The organism is Pseudomonas fluorescens NCIMB 11764 (assembly GCF_000293885.2).
GTDB lineage: Bacteria > Pseudomonadota > Gammaproteobacteria > Pseudomonadales > Pseudomonadaceae > Aquipseudomonas > Aquipseudomonas fluorescens_B.
The window spans coordinates 3,615,640-3,631,845 of the sequence record NZ_CP010945.1 but is presented as its reverse complement, the minus strand read 5'-3'; the positions used below and the strand labels follow the sequence as shown (position 1 = coordinate 3,631,845).

At 55.7% G+C, this 16,206-nt stretch carries 14 protein-coding genes and 1 pseudogene; 6 read left to right on the top strand and 9 right to left on the bottom strand.

What is annotated here, in order from left to right:
* Positions 1-3: 3 nt before the first annotated feature.
* The 5 genes from B723_RS16815 to B723_RS32290 all read right to left on the bottom strand — a co-directional run bounded on the left by B723_RS16815 (position 4) and on the right by B723_RS32290 (position 3,672).
* The gene (locus tag B723_RS16815; RefSeq protein ID WP_013692224.1) at positions 4-576 is read right to left on the bottom strand and encodes a BREX protein BrxB domain-containing protein; all 573 of its coding nucleotides are present in this window, start codon (positions 574-576) and stop codon (positions 4-6) included.
* A complete protein-coding gene (locus tag B723_RS16810) occupies positions 557-1,342 on the bottom strand; it encodes a DUF1819 family protein (RefSeq protein ID WP_017337796.1) in 786 nt (261 codons plus the stop codon). The genes B723_RS16815 and B723_RS16810 overlap by 20 nt, the downstream gene beginning before the upstream one ends.
* On the bottom strand, positions 1,339-1,842 hold the full coding sequence (locus B723_RS16805; protein WP_017337795.1) for a BrxE family protein: 504 nt from the start codon (positions 1,840-1,842) through the stop codon (positions 1,339-1,341). Before B723_RS16805 ends, B723_RS16810 begins: the two co-directional genes overlap by 4 nt.
* A 61-nt stretch (positions 1,843-1,903) precedes the next feature.
* The gene (locus tag B723_RS16800; RefSeq protein WP_017337794.1) at positions 1,904-2,818 is read right to left on the bottom strand and encodes a WYL domain-containing protein; all 915 of its coding nucleotides are present in this window, start codon (positions 2,816-2,818) and stop codon (positions 1,904-1,906) included.
* Positions 2,819-2,961: 143 nt separating this feature from the next.
* Positions 2,962-3,672, bottom strand: a complete 711-nt coding sequence (locus B723_RS32290) for an inovirus Gp2 family protein (protein ID WP_144425242.1) — start codon at positions 3,670-3,672, stop codon at positions 2,962-2,964.
* Here B723_RS32290 and B723_RS32285 point away from each other — a divergent pair.
* Positions 3,590-4,809 (top strand): IS3 family transposase gene (locus B723_RS32285; RefSeq protein WP_425311781.1). Its coding sequence is split into 2 segments (ribosomal slippage): positions 3,590-3,929 and positions 3,929-4,809, totalling 1,221 coding nucleotides; the frame shifts between segments, so codons are not numbered across the junction. The genes B723_RS32290 and B723_RS32285 overlap by 83 nt on opposite strands.
* Before the next feature lie 581 nt (positions 4,810-5,390).
* Here the strand turns inward: B723_RS32285 and B723_RS16785 are convergent.
* Entirely contained in the window at positions 5,391-5,621 is a 231-nt protein-coding gene (locus tag B723_RS16785) for an AlpA family transcriptional regulator (RefSeq protein WP_031318670.1), read from the bottom strand.
* Positions 5,622-6,228: 607 nt separating this feature from the next.
* On the opposite strand from B723_RS16785, the gene B723_RS16780 reads away from it, so the two are divergent.
* Together B723_RS16780 and B723_RS16775 are read left to right on the top strand one after the other, a co-directional pair.
* Positions 6,229-6,831, top strand: coding sequence for a hypothetical protein (locus B723_RS16780; protein ID WP_017337791.1), 603 nt, complete (start codon positions 6,229-6,231; stop codon positions 6,829-6,831).
* 489 nt (positions 6,832-7,320) lie between these two features.
* Positions 7,321-8,769: pseudogene (locus B723_RS16775) on the top strand (tyrosine-type recombinase/integrase).
* Positions 8,770-8,846: 77 nt separating this feature from the next.
* On the opposite strand, the gene B723_RS16770 reads toward B723_RS16775, so the two are convergent.
* Both B723_RS16770 and B723_RS16765 read right to left on the bottom strand, forming a co-directional pair.
* A complete protein-coding gene (locus tag B723_RS16770) occupies positions 8,847-9,296 on the bottom strand; it encodes a MarR family winged helix-turn-helix transcriptional regulator (RefSeq protein ID WP_031318669.1) in 450 nt (149 codons plus the stop codon).
* Between the two features lie 83 nt (positions 9,297-9,379).
* A complete protein-coding gene (locus tag B723_RS16765; protein WP_017337789.1) occupies positions 9,380-9,979 on the bottom strand; it encodes a TetR family transcriptional regulator in 600 nt (199 codons plus the stop codon).
* 116 nt (positions 9,980-10,095) lie between these two features.
* On the opposite strand from B723_RS16765, the gene B723_RS16760 reads away from it, so the two are divergent.
* On the top strand, positions 10,096-12,357 hold the full coding sequence (locus B723_RS16760; protein ID WP_017337787.1) for a CocE/NonD family hydrolase: 2,262 nt from the start codon (positions 10,096-10,098) through the stop codon (positions 12,355-12,357).
* Between the two features lie 74 nt (positions 12,358-12,431).
* On the opposite strand, the gene B723_RS16755 is transcribed toward B723_RS16760, so the two are convergent.
* Positions 12,432-13,076, bottom strand: coding sequence for a TetR family transcriptional regulator (locus B723_RS16755; protein ID WP_017337786.1), 645 nt, complete (start codon positions 13,074-13,076; stop codon positions 12,432-12,434).
* A 164-nt stretch (positions 13,077-13,240) separates the two neighbouring features.
* On the opposite strand from B723_RS16755, the gene B723_RS16750 reads away from it, so the two are divergent.
* Entirely contained in the window at positions 13,241-15,595 is a 2,355-nt protein-coding gene (locus tag B723_RS16750; protein ID WP_017337785.1) for a CocE/NonD family hydrolase, read from the top strand.
* A 24-nt stretch (positions 15,596-15,619) separates the two neighbouring features.
* Positions 15,620-16,174 (top strand): nuclear transport factor 2 family protein, encoded by a 555-nt coding sequence (locus B723_RS16745; protein WP_017337784.1) that lies wholly within the window; start codon positions 15,620-15,622, stop codon positions 16,172-16,174.
* Positions 16,175-16,206: the final 32 nt, after the last annotated feature.

Genomic DNA, 16,206 nt, shown 5'->3' with positions numbered 1-16,206 from the left:
TGATTAGCCGCCGACGTGGACAGAGCGGTAGTTGCCATCGTCGGGGTAGAACCCCAGGAATTTGAGTCGTGTCTTGCCGGTGCGCACGCCAGGGTAGAAGAACACCGTGGGCACATGGAATTTGCCTTGCAACTTGCCTTCGATGACACCAATGCGTGTGTAGGGATGCAACGCCTCAAGATCGGTGACCAGCAAAATGGCCTTAGGCTTGCCTTCAAGTTCGGCCAGCTTGGCTTCGATGCGTGCCTGCAACGCGCCATTACTGATGGCATTGGCGAGCGACGCATTGGTCTTGTCCCATGCCAAGGGCGCTTTCTGATCGGCAGCGAGCCAGATCTTGCGAAGCGGTGCCTTCTCGATAATGTCTGCAACATGCTCGGCGATCGAAAAGGTTTCGACTTCCCAGCCTTCGTTGCGCAGTCGGTGCATCCACGCGGGTGTTTCGCGCTTCACATTGAGGATCTGATTCGGCGGAAAAACCAAATAGAAAATGGGCTCGAAGCTGGCATGGCCAAACTCGCGCCCCTGCTTAATTCGCTCCATCAACTCATTGAAATCAGCTTTGAGCGATGACATCGATCAGTTCCTCCATGCTTTTATAGGTCCACCCGATATGCACGACATCGGAAGCGGCCTGAAATATGAGCAGGCCTTGTAATGACAAACGTTTCAGTTGGTCTCGGACGTCAGTACGTTCCAGTCCAAAGAGATCCCAGTCGGAGCTTGAAACAATTTGGTTGTCACCAAGACCACTGAACTTCAAGTCGTAAGCCAAGTAGGCGGCGACCTTTGGCAAGATGCGATAAGCAGCAATCGAGCGCTGGTTGCGGCCTGTGGTTGTCAGCAATCCATAGTCGGCGCAGCAGCCCATCAAATACGATGAGATGCGCTTGATCGTGGTCTCAGACCATGGCTTTTGCGTTTTTCCTTCGCGCACGCTGTTGGTAACAAAGGTGCGTGCGTCTTCCAGCTGGAGATCATTTCGCCCTGCTGAATAGCGCGCCCAATAAACCTCTCGAACGAAGTCTGCCAATACAAGATTGGCTCGCGCGGTATAGATAAAAAGCAGCTGATTGAGCTCGGCGGTCGTGAAATGATCAACCAGGGACTTGAGGCGCGCGGCAACGTATGGGTCGCGCATGTAGCGTGGGGCAAAGCACTCGACAACAATATTGCGTAGGCGCCTTGCCGTTACCAAAGGGAAACGACCCGATGCCAGCGCGGCTTCATAAAGCTGCGACGCACTCATGCCAGGTTGATAAACCTGGAGCAGTTGCCTTGTTTCTTCTAGGAGCCCCAGTCCGGCTTGTAGCTGAGTGGTGTAGTAGCGCTGCTGACTCACTCAACCTCCCGAACGTAGGGGAACGTCTGAATTCCGGAGGTTAGGGCTGCACAATAAAAGCCCGCAGCACGTTGTAGCTCGGCTTGTAGATCTTGACTCATCTGGCCCAGCGAAACGGGGCCTGGCGATGCGGACTCTGGTTTTTCCGCCAATTCAGCCAGGCGCACCATCGCCAGCTCACGACTTGCCAATCTGCCTTGCAAGATTTGCACGAAAGCGGTGTCGTTGAGCGCATCAGCAGATGCTTGCTCGAGCCCGATCGGCAAACGAAATAGGTGATAGATACGGCCAACACCAATGACCTCGTCGTGAACCTTAGCTGCCGCCGCAGTTGCCCCCTGGTATTGGGCAAGAAACAGAGATCGGTTGAATATTGGAGCCAAAAAAGCAGCCGCTGTAGCGCCAAAGAACTCGCTGCCCCACCAATTAGCCTGGCCCTTTTCCCCCAGGTAACCAATCAGTATCCGGAGCTCTGCGATTGTTTTTGCGATGGTATTCATAAAAGTCCTAAATCTTTTTTCCAGTTGGGCAGCTGGGCAGCTGGGCAGCTGGGCAACACAGTTAGTAATTTGGCTTCGCCTCGTCCAGGCGGGGTTCTTTGTAGCCTGGAGCCAAAACAGCATTCTTGACACCGTATAGCGCCAACTGGTCCTTCAGCCAAAGCCGGTACTCATGTCCACGCAGACTATGGCCTGGCGAGCAGTCCACGCTCCATTGCCTTAGGATGTATCCGGCAGTGGCGGCACGCAGCTTCATGCGCAGTGCCCCTCCATCCATCCCATAGTCCATTTCGGTTATTTCTGGACGCGGCTGACTCGGATGCGGCACCAACTCTAACTCGACGATTCGAGTCCACTGAATGTCTTGATCGCTCATCTCGTGAGGAGCCACGGGCTGGCCATTAAGCACCACTGGGCGCCTTATCCGAGTAATGACGAAGTCGCGGAATTCCTTTGACTTTCGATCGAACGCGCGAACATGCCAGCGCAAACCTGTATCGATCAAAGCAAAAGGCACGATCTCGCGTTTCGATTTGCCACTGGAAATCGAGTGGTACTCAACGACCAAGGGACAGCATTGATGGATGGCGCGCGTCACGCTCGCCAGCACATCCAAATCAGGGTTCGTCAGCCTAGAAGGAGTTTCACTAGGCACCCAAGCTTTGAACTTAAGCGGCTCGCCATCACCAAAGGCCTGAGTCAGCCACGACATAACTCTTTCGGCCGGGTAATCGAACAGCGAACGGAAGTCAGCGCCAAGGACATAGGTCTTGGCCTTGGAGTCATAGTCGATATTGCCGGAAGCTAGCTCCCTATACAGAGCAAGATCCCGGGTGGCCGCAGCGGACTGGATGGCAAAGCGCTCAACCAGATCCTGCCTCCGAATCTCCCCGACGAAACGCACACGCAGTTCGATAAAGGCTAGGCGGTCACGCTGTGGCTGAGCGAGGTCTGCAAGAGAGCTTATGGGCGTCATACGAATTAGCGGCACGTGATCTGACTATTTAGCGGATATTATTGTACGCCTTAGGCGCATGTCCATATTTGGATTTTACAAACATGGTGGTACTCATTTTGATTACCTAACCTTCCATCCCCTGATTTGCTGCAGCGGTCCATTCACCCTCTGCTGCAACCAAATACACGACAGCGATTGCCATACACCTTGGTCGCCGCCTTGCAGAGGTAGCTCACTCGACGGAAGTACCGCTCCAACTCCGCCGGATCATTCCGAGTGAGGTGGTACTCAGCGTTGACAGGGATATGTACCAGGCCATAGACATCGTAGACAGGAATTCCCAACGCACTGGCCCATGCAGCATGAATGCGGCTGTATAGATTCTGCTGTGCTGAGTCATAGCGCCCCACGGTGTGGTACGCATCTTTGTTGAGCAACAAGACGAAGTGGTAATGCGGCCGTCCCTCTCGACCAATCTCCCTGACCCAACACCATCGGACGCCTGTCTGATGAGCAGTGCCATTCTGACGCCTGGACCGCTCCCGTGCGGATTGAATCCTTTCAGTTAAGGAGTCAACAAACCTGGAGACGACGGTGTTAGCTGATTCAGGGACGGAGTCGTCATCTGGGAAATGCAGGTCGAAACGTACAGCAAACACCCGACGGTGAGCGATCAGAGCTAACTGAGTAGTCTCATAAACGCCTTCGAGATATTCAGTTGAACGAGCCCCATGAAAGACAGGACACCGTTTCCCCCTTACGATAAGGGATAGGCAAACGGTTATGTTTATGACTAACAGCAACGATAAGAGTGGGGAGCTTTTGGGCCAGGAGCGGCGGCGCCGCTGGAGCCCGGAGCAAAAACTGGCCATGGTTCGCGAGAGCCTTGAGCCAGGACAAAGCGTTTCGGTGGTGGCTCGGCGCAACGGCATCAATGCCAACCAGCTGTTCCTGTGGCGCAAGCTGTATCAGGACGGCAGCCTGTCGGCGGTCAGTGCTGGTGAGGCCGTGGTGCCTGCCTCCGAGCTGAGCGATGCGCTCAAGCAGATCCGTGAACTGCAACGGATGCTGGGCAAAAAAACGATGGAAGCAGAAATCCTCAAAGAGGCCGTCGAGATCGCCCGGTCGCGAAAATGGATTGCGCACTCACCCTTGTTGCCGGGGGACGACCAGTGAAGCTGGTCAGCGAATGTCTCGGTGTGGCGCGCTCGCAATTAACGGTTCGAATCAAGCAATTGGTATCGCCCAAAGTACGGCGAAACAGGCCTGTGAACGACGCTGAGTTGGTGGCCGAAATCCAGCAACAGGTCAGCGAACTGCCCAGCTATGGCTACCGTCGAGTCTGGGGATTGCTGCGTCGCGCCCGTGAAACCCAGTTGCTACCCGCGATCAACGTGAAGCGGGTTTACCGGGTGATGCGTGATCACAACCTGCTGCTTGAACGCCGGATCAAACAACCCGGCGTGCCGCGTCGGCACGAAGGCCGTATTGCGGTGCAAACCAGCGATACGCGTTGGTGCTCGGATGGCTTTGAATTCCGTTGCGAGGACGGCGCCAAACTGAGCGTGACCTTCGCCCTGGACTGCTGTGATCGCGAAGCCATCGGCTGGGTCGCCAGCCCAACCGGGTACAGCGGCGATGATATCCGCGACTTGATGCTGGAAAGCGTGGAGAAGCGCTTCGGTGATCAACTGCCTGCAACGCCGGTGCAGTGGCTCAGCGATAACGGTTCGGCCTACACCGCCGAACAGACGCGCCTGTTTGCTCGACAGATCGGCTTGCAGCCGGTGACCACACCGGTGCGCAGCCCGCAGAGCAACGGCATGGCCGAGAGCTTCGTGAAGACGATCAAGCGTGACTACGTGGCGCACATGCCCAAGCCGGATCGAGAAACGGCGCTGCGCAACCTGGCCATTGCCTTCGAGCATTACAACGAGCAGCATCCGCATAGTGCCTTGAGCTATCGCTCGCCGAGGGAGTTCAGGCGCTTGGCCGCAGCATCAAGTTAACAGGGAGTTGGTGTCCGGTTTTGTAGGGGCAAGTCCATCAGTAATGAAAGGAGCGTAGGACGTCAGTACAGGCAGTCCTCGAAAGGTACTCTCGTAGTGCAGGCGGAGATTGCTGTTGCCAGGGTGACGTTTGGGTTGGTGTGTCATGGGAATGATCCGCTGAGTGAGTAGGTTCATCAACTCAGTGGATTCTGTAAATTTTTACAGCTCGAGCTGCCGATGTAGCAGACCTCAGCAACTGCTGCGAGACACTTTGTTCAGTCACTGACTGAACTCATCCCTTCTTGAGGGATGAGCGTCAGGATGGCAGTTGCCTAGAACGGATGGGTAAAATCTATTGGTTGATGATGGCTATGAGAAATGCAGGCTCTACCCAGATGACCCCATGTCTAATGTATGGGCATATAAATAATACTAATACCGAAACCAACCACTCCACTCCTGCAAGGGAGTGGAGTGGCAAACTGACAGAGAGCTCGGCAAGAATGTGGGAGCTTCAGTGATTCAGATACTCTGGAAATAAACCAAAGATTCGAGTCATCCGGACAGCCTGAGCGCCAACCGGATGATTTGACGAACGCTCAGCCAATCGGCTGATTACCTAGCGGAGACTCCGCAGTGAGAGACTCGCGTGCATCACGAGCCTCGATCCTGGACATGACCCAACCCATAACTTCGCTTTCAACCCAGCCAACAGCCCTGTCGCCCAATGACACTGTTTTCGGAAAACTTCCCTCGCTGATGTACTTGTAGATAGTGGACCGGCCCAGCCCGGTGCAGTCGATAACTTCTTTCAGGCGCATGATCCTCATGAACGGGCTCCTCTCATATCGTTCAGAGGATTCGCAAAGCCTGTAAAAAAATACTTCGAAGCCGATCGACCACATTGGGAACCGATCATCGCCAAAGCCTGCTCCATCTGTTCCTGCCCAAACCTCCGAACTCCCTGAATGAGGATGAATCAGCGCAGCCGTAGGTCTACCACTTTGATGGGAACCGACAAACAGCCAGCTCGAGCGCTTATGCACGGCCCGCGATAATGTTGAGCTTACTGCGGCAAGTCGCTCTGACTGCAGCGCCGACCGTTTAGCGCCGCGCTGGAGATGGAAGCGCTAGATCAAAGACACTCCTGATTACCGTTCTTCACAAGTGGATATGTGACACCCCTCACCTGGGTATCGAGATGCCATTCAGAGCAGAGTTGCATATTAAATAGGTTATTTTTCTTTAACATAACCAAGGATATTTCAGGATAAAGCCTTTCATAATTGGACATATACGCTAAATTAAACAGGTAACGTCACACTAAACGTCTCTCCGTAGCGTTACATGGTTACGTCACACGTTTTGTCACTATGTGACGATACGGCATACCATCACATAGTAACGAGTCAATATCTGATACAGGATAACATTACATTGAGCGATAAAAATACTACATTCATAACGGCCGTAGACCTATCAGACCCATCCACCATAAACCTGTCAGACCTGTCAGACCTATCCACCATAGCTCCATCAGACCTGCCCATCGTAGACCTATCAGAACCGGAGGTTACAAAGCTAGAGGCTATGGTTCTTAAGTGGCTTAACCCTCGAAATCGAACCCAGCACCTATGGGCAATTGACTACTTGACTACAAAGGGGGAGATACTTTCTAGGGGCTTGCTGTCCTCTCCTGAAGATAGCCTCACCGAATGGAGTCAATGTCTCCGAGACACACCAGCCAATGAGCTGCTAATCAGGAATATGTCAGCCGCCTGGCGCCAGAAGCGGTACAGAGATCGACAAGTAGATAAGAAGTCCTACAGCTTCACTCTTGATACGGCAGTGAAGGTTCAGCTTGACCGTCTAGCCGGCAGACAAAAGAAAACGATATCTGGAATGCTGGAGGATCTGATCACGCAAGCAGTACTCAAGGCCGAAAAAGCTGAAACGAAGAGGAAGCTCGCAAGGTCAAGGGAATCTGAGCCTAGGGCAACACTACGCCACAGACTCAGCACTGCCGAGAACCCCAAATAGCTTTTTCGATATCACCCTCCGACTACGTCAGGTGCGCCAGGATGAAGCCCGCTCGATAGTTCAGACGCCAACTCACACTTGGCAGGCGCAGCTGCTTAGCGGCTCCGGGAGACTTAGCTGACAGTCGTGATAAACGACCTAGAGGCGTATGGCTATCCGATCGCCAGATGCGAACCACCATACAAGACAATCTCAATTCACTACCAATTCACTACCGGAACAGCCAAATCGCGGACATGAAAAAGCCAGGCTGTTACTAAACCTGGCTAAGTCATTGAATTATATGGTCGGGACGGAGTGATTCGAACACTCGACCCCTAGCACCCCATCTCCTTTTTCATACTTCTTGAAAGCTTCCAAAATTTTGCTCTGGATTTTTCTAAGCGAGTATTTACTTCAGTTCCAGCGGTGTTCTGCTCTACGAGAATCCAGTAACGCCCACCAAGAGCCGACGTTTTTGTGGGGGTAAAAGTAGGGGGAACCCATTTTATGGCCAAAATCACCATCAAAGAACTCGAATCACTGACCGCCAACGATGCCGGCCGAATCCTCAGGGAGGATGGCAATCTGGCCGGTCGAATCTCCGTGCGTAAGGACGGTGTGTCGGTCAGCTTTTTCTATCGTTATCGCTGGGCGAGCAGAACAAAGAGTACGCCTGCGGATCCTGGCCGCGCAAATCCCTGACGGACATCCGCAAGGCCCGCAACCAGGCCCGCGCGCTCATCGATGAGCAGATCAATCCCAACGAACAGAAGAAAACCGCCAAGGCACAGGCATACGCCGCGGCTAACGTAGAGGCCGAACAAATAAAAACGACGAAGGTGCAAACGCTGACCGTCCAGGATCTGGCCAAGGCTTGGCTGGTGGATGGCGTCGCGCGCAAAGACGGCAATGCCGAGTTACAGCGTCGTTTTGGACCTATTCCCGGCGCTTGGCAAGACAGCGGTGAGCAGTGTGTCCGAACACGATATTCGGGCGCTGATCCGCACCGTCGTCAACCGCGGCGCTCACCGACAAGCCATCAGCTTCTTCGCCGACCTTACCCAGATGTTCAGCTGGGCCAGAAAACGTCAGCCCTGGCGGGCCTTATTGATCGAGGGCGATCCGACGGAACTGGTCGACATCTCCCCATTGATCCCTGCCGACTACGAAGCGGAAAGAAGCCGCATCCTTTCCCCGGCGGAGCTGTTAGAACTGCACAACCGCTTCCAGCAAATGACCGCCGATTACGACGCCCTCCCCGCCGGGCAAAAGTACGAAGGCATTCGGCCATTGAAAAAAGAAACTCAACTCGCGCTCTGGATCAGCCTGGGCACGCTGTGCCGAATTGGCGAGTTGCTCCAGGCCGAATGGAAAAATGTCGATTTGGACCGACAGACGTGGTTCCTCCCCAGCGAAAACGTCAAAGGCACCCGGGGCAAAAAACAAGACCACCATGTCTTCCTCTCACCCTTCGCCCTGCATTTCTTTCAGGAACTCAGGACCCTCACAGGAGATTCCCAGTGGTGTTTTCCGAACAAACAGGATGATCAGCATGTGGATGTGAAGGTGGTGAGCAAACAGGTCGGTGATCGCCAGGCCCGGTTCAAAAACCGCAAGGCCCTGTCCAGGCGGCGTCATGACGATACCCTGGTGCTTGCCGACGGCCAGCACGGCGACTGGACACCGCATGACCTGCGCCGTACCGGCGCAACCATGATGCAAGCCTTAGGCGTTAGCCTGGATGTAATCGATCGCTGCCAAAATCATGTACTGGCCGGCTCTCGCGTGAGACGCCATTACTTACACCACGACTACGCCGAAGAGAAAAAAAACGCCTGGAACCTGTTGGGCGATCGACTCAGTGCTGTGTTGTCCTCAACCTATGAGCATTCATCAATCGAGTCGATAATGTTTTTTCCAGAACACACCGCGACCGGATTACTACTGCCTTCATAAATCGGCTTAGTTAGCGCTGCATTTTCATAGCGTAGTAGGGATCGCACAATCGGCCAAAAACGGCTAATCGCACTCATTTATGTAATCCGTGGCGATTCAATGGACAGCATCTTTTCCAAAAGGCCCTCCAACCGCAGCACTTCCTCCAACGTGAGTCCTGAAGTGAATTCATTCATCGCAGCAACCTCCATCGTCGGAAGCATCGACCTCATAGCCTCCCCTTTATTGGTCAGCACCAAGCGAACCTGGCGTCGGTCTTGACCGTCCTGGCTACGAACGATCAAGCCTTTGCACTCAAGGCGATTCAACATTCGAGTCATCGAGGCGCTGTGGATGGACAGATGTCGGCACAACGCGACCGCGGTGTCATCTCCACGACAAATAATCTTCAGCACTTTGTATTGCGCAGCAGTTATGCCGAGAGGCATCAGGTGCCGATCCAACAGCCGATCTTTCAGCGTAGCCGTTTGCCCTAGCAATATCCCGAGGTGGACCGTTTTGAAACTGGCGGCAGAAAAATTGGCCATGTATTCACCCTGGATGCTTAGACGGATCGTCATGAAACTTCCCGCCGCGTTGATTCATTCGTCTGGATTTCCCAGCGTCTCGCCTATGGCACCAGAATCTTTTGAATGGCAGGACCGATGATCCTCACCAGTTCTTCTGGTTCTGCGGCAACCATCATTGGCACGCCGATGATGCGTCGGCTGACCACCATGCCGACCAGTAAGGACGCCGCGAGGCCGGATCGCAGCTTAGCTTCAGGTTCGAGATGCTCGTGAGTACCACCCAGCAATCGCGATTGAATGAAGGCGCGTAACTGATCGCGCGCCTGGTCATTGACGAACGCGCCACGAAGCGTGGCCATCAACGGTTCCGATTCTTCCGGGATGCCCTCCCACGCTGTGAGAAACGCACGCACGACCCGCTCGCCCAAGTGCTCGTCCGGTCCTTCATAGAGCGCATCGAAACGCTCCAGCGCCGACGCAGGGATCGCCATCACAGCGGCAAAGAGTTCGTCCTTGGAGCGAAAAAACTGCATCACCTGAGCCACATCGACCCCAGCGTCAGCTGCCACAAGTCGGATAGTCGTGCCGGCAAACCCGTCGCTGGCAAAACGCGCACGTGCCGCTTCGAGCACCAGATGCCGCGTGCTATTGGGGCCTGGCCGACGCCCACGACGCGGCGCAGGAGTGGTTTCTTTCTTCATAGTCATATCCAAATTATTACGAAACATCGTTCATATCAACGAGTGTTGAATTAATTTCTTGATCGCCGTACCTTACTGGAATCGATCCCATAATCAAGAACAATAAGGAATCCAGCATGAGTCTGTCTCCTGCACCTGCACTGAGCCCCGTATTGACAGGTATTTTTGCCGGCCCGATCGCCGGACTCAAATACCAGACCCCCACGCTATCCGGCGTGACCTCCGATAAAGGCGAATTCCACTACCGCGCCGGCGAAGCCATCAGCTTCCGGGTCGGCGGGATCGTGTTGGGCGCCCTACAGGCCGCACCACGCCTGAATCTGGCGCAACTGGCCAATCGTGTCGACGGCAAGATCGATAAGCTGCTCGATCCTTCGGTCACCAACCTCGCCCGTTTCGTGCATACCCTGGATCAACAAGGCAGCATCGAGTCAGGCGTAAAAATTGCGCCGGTTGTGCATGAGCTGATTGGCGCTACGCCGATCAATTTCAGCCCACCGGTGATGCCGATGGGCCAAGGCGGCGTGGTCGATTTTGCCAACGATCCGACCCTGCTGCAGATTCTCGAAACACTCAACGCCACGCCCGGTGTGTTCACCGACAAAACGCCGCGCACACTGTGCGATGCCGCCACCAGCCGTAACGAATTGCGCCGCAATATTCGCGGCATCATCAAGATGACAGATGTGCGCATTCCCTTGCGCGACGGTTCATACGTTTGCGCCGACGTCTTCCGGCCTGCCGAGTCGGGTGAATATCCGATCGTCATGAGCAAGGGCTTTTACGGCAAGAGCTTTTATCACGACTGCATTTGCAACGAGGCCGACGTTCTGCGCAAGGAGCAGATGGAGGATCGTTATTTTTCCGGCAATCCGGATGGCGCCCAGTACGAAAATCACGAGACCGTCGACACCTCGGTGTGGGTGCCGGAAGGCTATGTGTGCATCCGCGTCGACGCGCGTGGCGTGTGCAAAAGCCCGGGCCTACAAGCGCCCTTCAGCGTTCAGGAAGCCGAAGATTATTACGACGCCATCGAATGGGCAGGCACTCAGCCTTGGTCCAATGGCAACGTCGGTTTGTGGGGCATGTCGTACCTGGCGATGGCCCAGCACAGTGTGGCCAGCCTGCAACCTTCGCACCTCAAGGCGATGATCGCGCAAGGCACCGACGCGGATATCTACAACGAAGCCCTGTACGGCGGCGGCATCTTCGGCTCCGGCTTCTGGAACTGGTGGTGGAAGATCTGGTCCGGCAACAACCACTGTGGCGAACGTCCGGAAACCGACTGGATGGCCCGCGTGCTGGCGACGCCGTTCAACGACATCAACGCCTATGGCCAGCGCGGCAGCATCTTCATGCGCCCGGACATGAGCAAAGCCACTGCCCCGGTGTGGATCGTCGGCCCGCAAGTCGGTGCGATCATTCACCAACTCGGCAGCAGCGAAACTTACATCCGTTCCACCGCTGCCAAAGCGCGCAAATTCGATTTCGCAGATGCCTGGTTCCCGGACTCCTACAGCAACAAATCGATCGCCGAACACATGCGCTATTTCGATTACTGGCTCAAGGGCATCGACAACGGCGTGATGGATGAAGCGCCGGTGCGGGTGCAGGTGCGAACAGGCAGCGGAGCTCACTTCGTCCTGCATGAATACGAGTGGCCGATAGCGCGTACAGAATACCGTCGCTGGTACCTCGATGCTCGCCCTTCAGACTGGCAAAACGACGGTCGTCGTCCCAACGTGCTGCGCATCACCGAGTCGCTGCCCACCGAACAAAGCCGCGCCGAATACGACGCGCACCTTGATCTGGGCACGCCAACTCTCGCGCCGGCGGGCTCCAGTGACGGCACTCCACGCTGGTCGACAGGTATTTCGTTTGTCAGCGAGCCGATGAGCGAAGACATGACCCTCGCCGGCTACATGAAGGTCGGGTTGTGGGTGGAATCGACCAGCGAAGATATGGACGTATTTGTCTCTCTGCGGGTTTTTGATAAGCAGGATCGCGAAATCCGTTACGAATCCGTGGTACTTCCGGTGGATCCGGTGCACATCCACCCGGTCGGGCATGGCTTGTTGAAAGTGTCCCGCCGTACGCTGGACGCCGAACGCACTACCGAGTATTGGCCGGTGCACACTCACCTGGAGAAAGACTGCGCGCCGCTGCAGCGAGGAGATATCGTGCCGGTCGAAATCGGTCTCAACCCGAGCACCGCGAGGATTCGCAAAGGCTGCCGTCTGCTGGTGGATATCCAGCCTTATGCGCCGGCCGGCGTACCGGTTCGTGCCTATGACAAGAGCTATCACGTCGATGCCGTAAACCGCATTTACACCGGGCCGGAGTACCCGAGCTACCTGCAACTGCCGATCGTTCCCTGACCGATCAAGCGTTGTAGCCTTGAACGGAACCATGGTGTTCACCTGACGTAAGGAAGTGAACACCATGCCCCCAATCAGTCAGTGGCGGTTGTACACTTTGGCGGTGGCAGCAGCGTGTGCTGAATCGCCGGGGCGACCACCGCGACTAGCGTCTCCCGATCGGTCGCGGCAAGAATCGGCACGCCGATGATTTGTCGTCCGGTCACTATTCCCACCAGCATGGACAACGCCAGGCCTGCGCGCAGGCGCGCGTCTTGCCCAAGCGATTCGCCTGCGCCTGCGATCAACCGCGACTCAATGTAGTCGCGCAGTTGATGACGCGCCTGCTCGTTGACCATCGCATTTCTGAGCATCGCCATCAGCGGTTCCGACTCTTCTGGCGCGCCCTCCCACGCCTGCAGAAACGCGCGAACCACGCGCTCCCCAAGTTGCTCGTCGGTGCCGGCAAAAACGGCGCCGAGCTTCTCCAGAGCTGATTCCGGAATATTCATCACCGCCGCAAACAGCTCGTCTTTAGAGCGGAAAAACTGCATGACCATGGACACGTCAACGCCGGCATCGGCGGCCACGCGGCGCATCGTGGTCGCACCGAAACCGTCGCTGGCGAAACGCGCGCGTGCCGCTTCAAGCACCGTTTGGCGGCTATTGCCAGAGCCAGGACGGCGCCCGGTTTTGATTTCTCGGGCATCCGCTGTGGTGAGTTCTTCTGTGATTTTCATGGCGCCGATATTTCCCTGTGCGTGGTCATTTTTCTTTGTTCAGTGTGTCGAGATACATGCTATACATAAAAACTCAACACGTGTTGAGTTAATTAAAAATCAGACCTACACTCGCGCCGCTGCACTGCGCAAATCCAAGATCTGCACTACAAGAGGACCTCTTCATGAGCGATACCCTGCAGACTTTTACCCACGCCACAGCGTTGCCTGCTGGCGATAGCGGACACGATGTCTGCACGCTGCATACCGGTGTGTTTTCCGGTCCGGTTGCCGGGCTCAGATATCAGACTTCTACCCTTAACGGGATGACGAACGAAAACGGTGAGTTCCACTACCGCAAGGGCGAGCGGGTTGCCTTTCTGGTGGGCAACACACCGATCGGTTCCGCACTCGGCGCCCCCCGCCTCAACCTGGCAGACATCGTCAGCCGCGTGGACGGCAACATCAACAAGTTGCTCGACGCTGGACTGACAAACATTGCACGCTTCCTCTGCTCGCTCGACCGCGATGGACACCTGGATGGCGGCATCTGCATCGATCCGGCAGCACACAAAATTATCGGCCAGTATCGCCTCAATTTCCGCCACGATATTTCCTTTTCCGGCCTCGCACTGAACCCGGTGCTTGAGTTCGAACAGGATCCTTTGATCGCATCGGTGCTCGCCGAGCTTTCGGCCGCCGGCGTCTTTACCGATCGCACACCGCGCCAGCTCTGCCATGCGGCGACGGCACGCAATGAAGTCCGACGAAACATACTCGGTATTCTGCGTTTCAAGGACGTCAGAATCCCCCTGAAAAACGGCCTGCACGTGTACGCGGACGTGTTCCGTCCGGCCAAGCCTGGCCGCTTCCCGGTCATCATGAACTGCGGCCCTTACGGCCGAGCGTTCTACCATCACTCGATTGCCGACGACGCCGACTTTGTCGCCCACGAGGACATGGAGGAGCGCTATTTCCACGGCAATCCCGAAGGGCAGGTGTTTGAGAACCACGAAACAGCCAACTCGGTGGATTGGGTGCCGCATGACTATGTGCTGGTGCGTGTGGATGGCCCGGGCTCAGGCAAAAACCCGGGAACACTGGCGCCATTTGGCATAGAAACGGCCGAAGCCTTTCGCGATGCGATTGACTGGGCCGGGGTACAGAATTGGTCAAACGGCAATGTCGGGCTGTGGGGTATGTCGTACTACGCGATGAGCCAGCACGCAGCGGCAAGCCTTGAGCCACAACATCTTAAAGCAATGATCGCCATCGGCACCGATGTTGATCTGTACGACGAGGTCGCCTATACCGGCGGCATCCTCAACGAGGAGTTCTTCAGTCACTGGTACAAGGCCGGCGTGCTGGCCGCGGTGTGTGGCGAGCCCAATGCAGTCGACTTTATCGGCATGCTCAAGGAGGCCACGTTCAAGGACTCGGATACCACCAAGGCGTTCGGCCCACGCTCGACGATTCTGATGAACCCGGACATGAGCAAGGTGAAGGTACCGCTATGGGCGATCGCCTGCACAACGCACATGGCGCACTTCCATCAGCTCGGCAGCAGCGAGGCTTATCTGGCCACGAACACGGCATCGAAGAAGATCGATTTCTGGGAAGACTGGTTCACCAAAGCCTATTCGCGAACTGCCATCGCCGATCACCGGGCGTTTTTTGACCATTGGTTGAAAGGCATCGACAACGGCATCATGGACACCCCGCCGGTGCGTCTTGAGATTCGAAGTGGCAATGGCGCTTCCTATATTCAGGAAGAACAAGAATGGCCCATTGCAAGAACGAACTATCCGCAATGGTTCTTCGACACCACGCCATCAGACTGGCAAGGCGACGAGCACCGCGATGATTTTCTACGTCTGTCGTTGACCCCTCAGGTCGTCAGCGGGCAGGCAGATTATTCCGCGCAAATTCCCTTGGCGCTGCGCACGGGCATCCCGCCGTGCTTTCTTCCCGTCAAACCCCCTTCAGTACTGGAAATATGGAAAACCGGCATTTCGTTCATCAGTGATCCCGTGACGCAAGACATGGTGTTCGCGGGGTATGGCAAAGCGCGGCTGTGGGTGTCTTCCACCAGCGAGGACATGGACATCTTCGTGAGCCTGCGTGTACTCGATGAAAACGGCCTGGAAGTCGACTACGCCGGCCCGACCACAATGGGCATGAACGTGCCCAACTATCCCTTGGCCAAGGGCTGGTTGAAGGCGTCGCATCGCCAAGTGGATGCGTCGCGTACCACCGAGTACACGGTCAAGCACACGCACCTCAAAGCCGACCATGCACCGCTCGAAAGCGATGAAGTGGTGATGGTGGAAATCGAGATCATTCCCAACACAGCGTTGATCCGCAAGGGTTACCGCTTGCGCGTGGACATACAGCCTTTCGACGGCGTCGATCATGGCCCCCGGCACGGATATGACAGTGCCTGCCACGACGGCGCGCGCAACACGGTCTACACCGGGCCGGATCGCCAGGGTTTTATTCAGCTTCCGATTGTTCCAGCGAAAGCACCGTTGCACCTCTAACAACGATGAGTACAGGAGATAGCTATGACGCTCGAAGAACTTGCCGCGCGCACCGAAATTCACGATGTCCTGCTGCGCTATTGCCGTGGCCTTGACCGGATTGACATGTCACTGGTGCGTGGCGCTTTCCATAAAGACGCCTACATCCACTTTCCCGAAAGCCTTCATGTCGGCAGCGCCGAGGGATTCTTTCAATTCCTGACTGACGAAATGCCACGGTTTAACCGTACTCAACATTTCCTCGGAAATAGCCTGGTTGAATTCGATGGCCCTGAGATTGCGTTCGTTGAAACCTATCTGCAGGCTGACCACGCCGCTTCAGAGCGTCATCACTGGAACGGCGATACGGTTAAATTATGGGCGCGCTATTTTGATCGATTTGAACGTCGCGACGGTGTTTGGCTGATTGCCGAGCGGCGTCTCATGGTCGATTTGATGTACCGCTATCCGAAGGGAAACTGGTTCGACGATCATCCAGACGCTTCCGGCAGTCCGCGTGACGGCACTGATCGGGTATTGCGCAAGGTGGCCGGTTACTCGGGCACCCCGATTGGGCAAAAATCACTCGCAGACGCTTGATCGACGAACACCAGAGGGGCAATGCCCCTCTG

Bases quoted from the DNA above. Each gene is read 5' to 3' on its own strand.
- B723_RS16815 (WP_013692224.1), bottom strand. From the start codon at position 576: ATGTCATCGCTCAAAGCTGATTTCAATGAGTTGATGGAGCGAATTAAG.
- B723_RS16805 (WP_017337795.1), bottom strand. From the start codon at position 1,842: ATGAATACCATCGCAAAAACAATCGCAGAGCTCCGGATACTGATTGGT.
- B723_RS16800 (WP_017337794.1), bottom strand. From the start codon at position 2,818: ATGACGCCCATAAGCTCTCTTGCAGACCTCGCTCAGCCACAGCGTGAC.
- B723_RS32290 (WP_144425242.1), bottom strand. From the start codon at position 3,672: ATGGCCAGTTTTTGCTCCGGGCTCCAGCGGCGCCGCCGCTCCTGGCCC.
- B723_RS16785 (WP_031318670.1), bottom strand. From the start codon at position 5,621: ATGAGGATCATGCGCCTGAAAGAAGTTATCGACTGCACCGGGCTGGGC.
- B723_RS16770 (WP_031318669.1), bottom strand. From the start codon at position 9,296: ATGGCCAATTTTTCTGCCGCCAGTTTCAAAACGGTCCACCTCGGGATA.
- B723_RS16765 (WP_017337789.1), bottom strand. From the start codon at position 9,979: ATGAAGAAAGAAACCACTCCTGCGCCGCGTCGTGGGCGTCGGCCAGGC.
- B723_RS16760 (WP_017337787.1), top strand. From the start codon at position 10,096: ATGAGTCTGTCTCCTGCACCTGCACTGAGCCCCGTATTGACAGGTATT.
- B723_RS16755 (WP_017337786.1), bottom strand. From the start codon at position 13,076: ATGAAAATCACAGAAGAACTCACCACAGCGGATGCCCGAGAAATCAAA.
- B723_RS16750 (WP_017337785.1), top strand. From the start codon at position 13,241: ATGAGCGATACCCTGCAGACTTTTACCCACGCCACAGCGTTGCCTGCT.
- B723_RS16745 (WP_017337784.1), top strand. From the start codon at position 15,620: ATGACGCTCGAAGAACTTGCCGCGCGCACCGAAATTCACGATGTCCTG.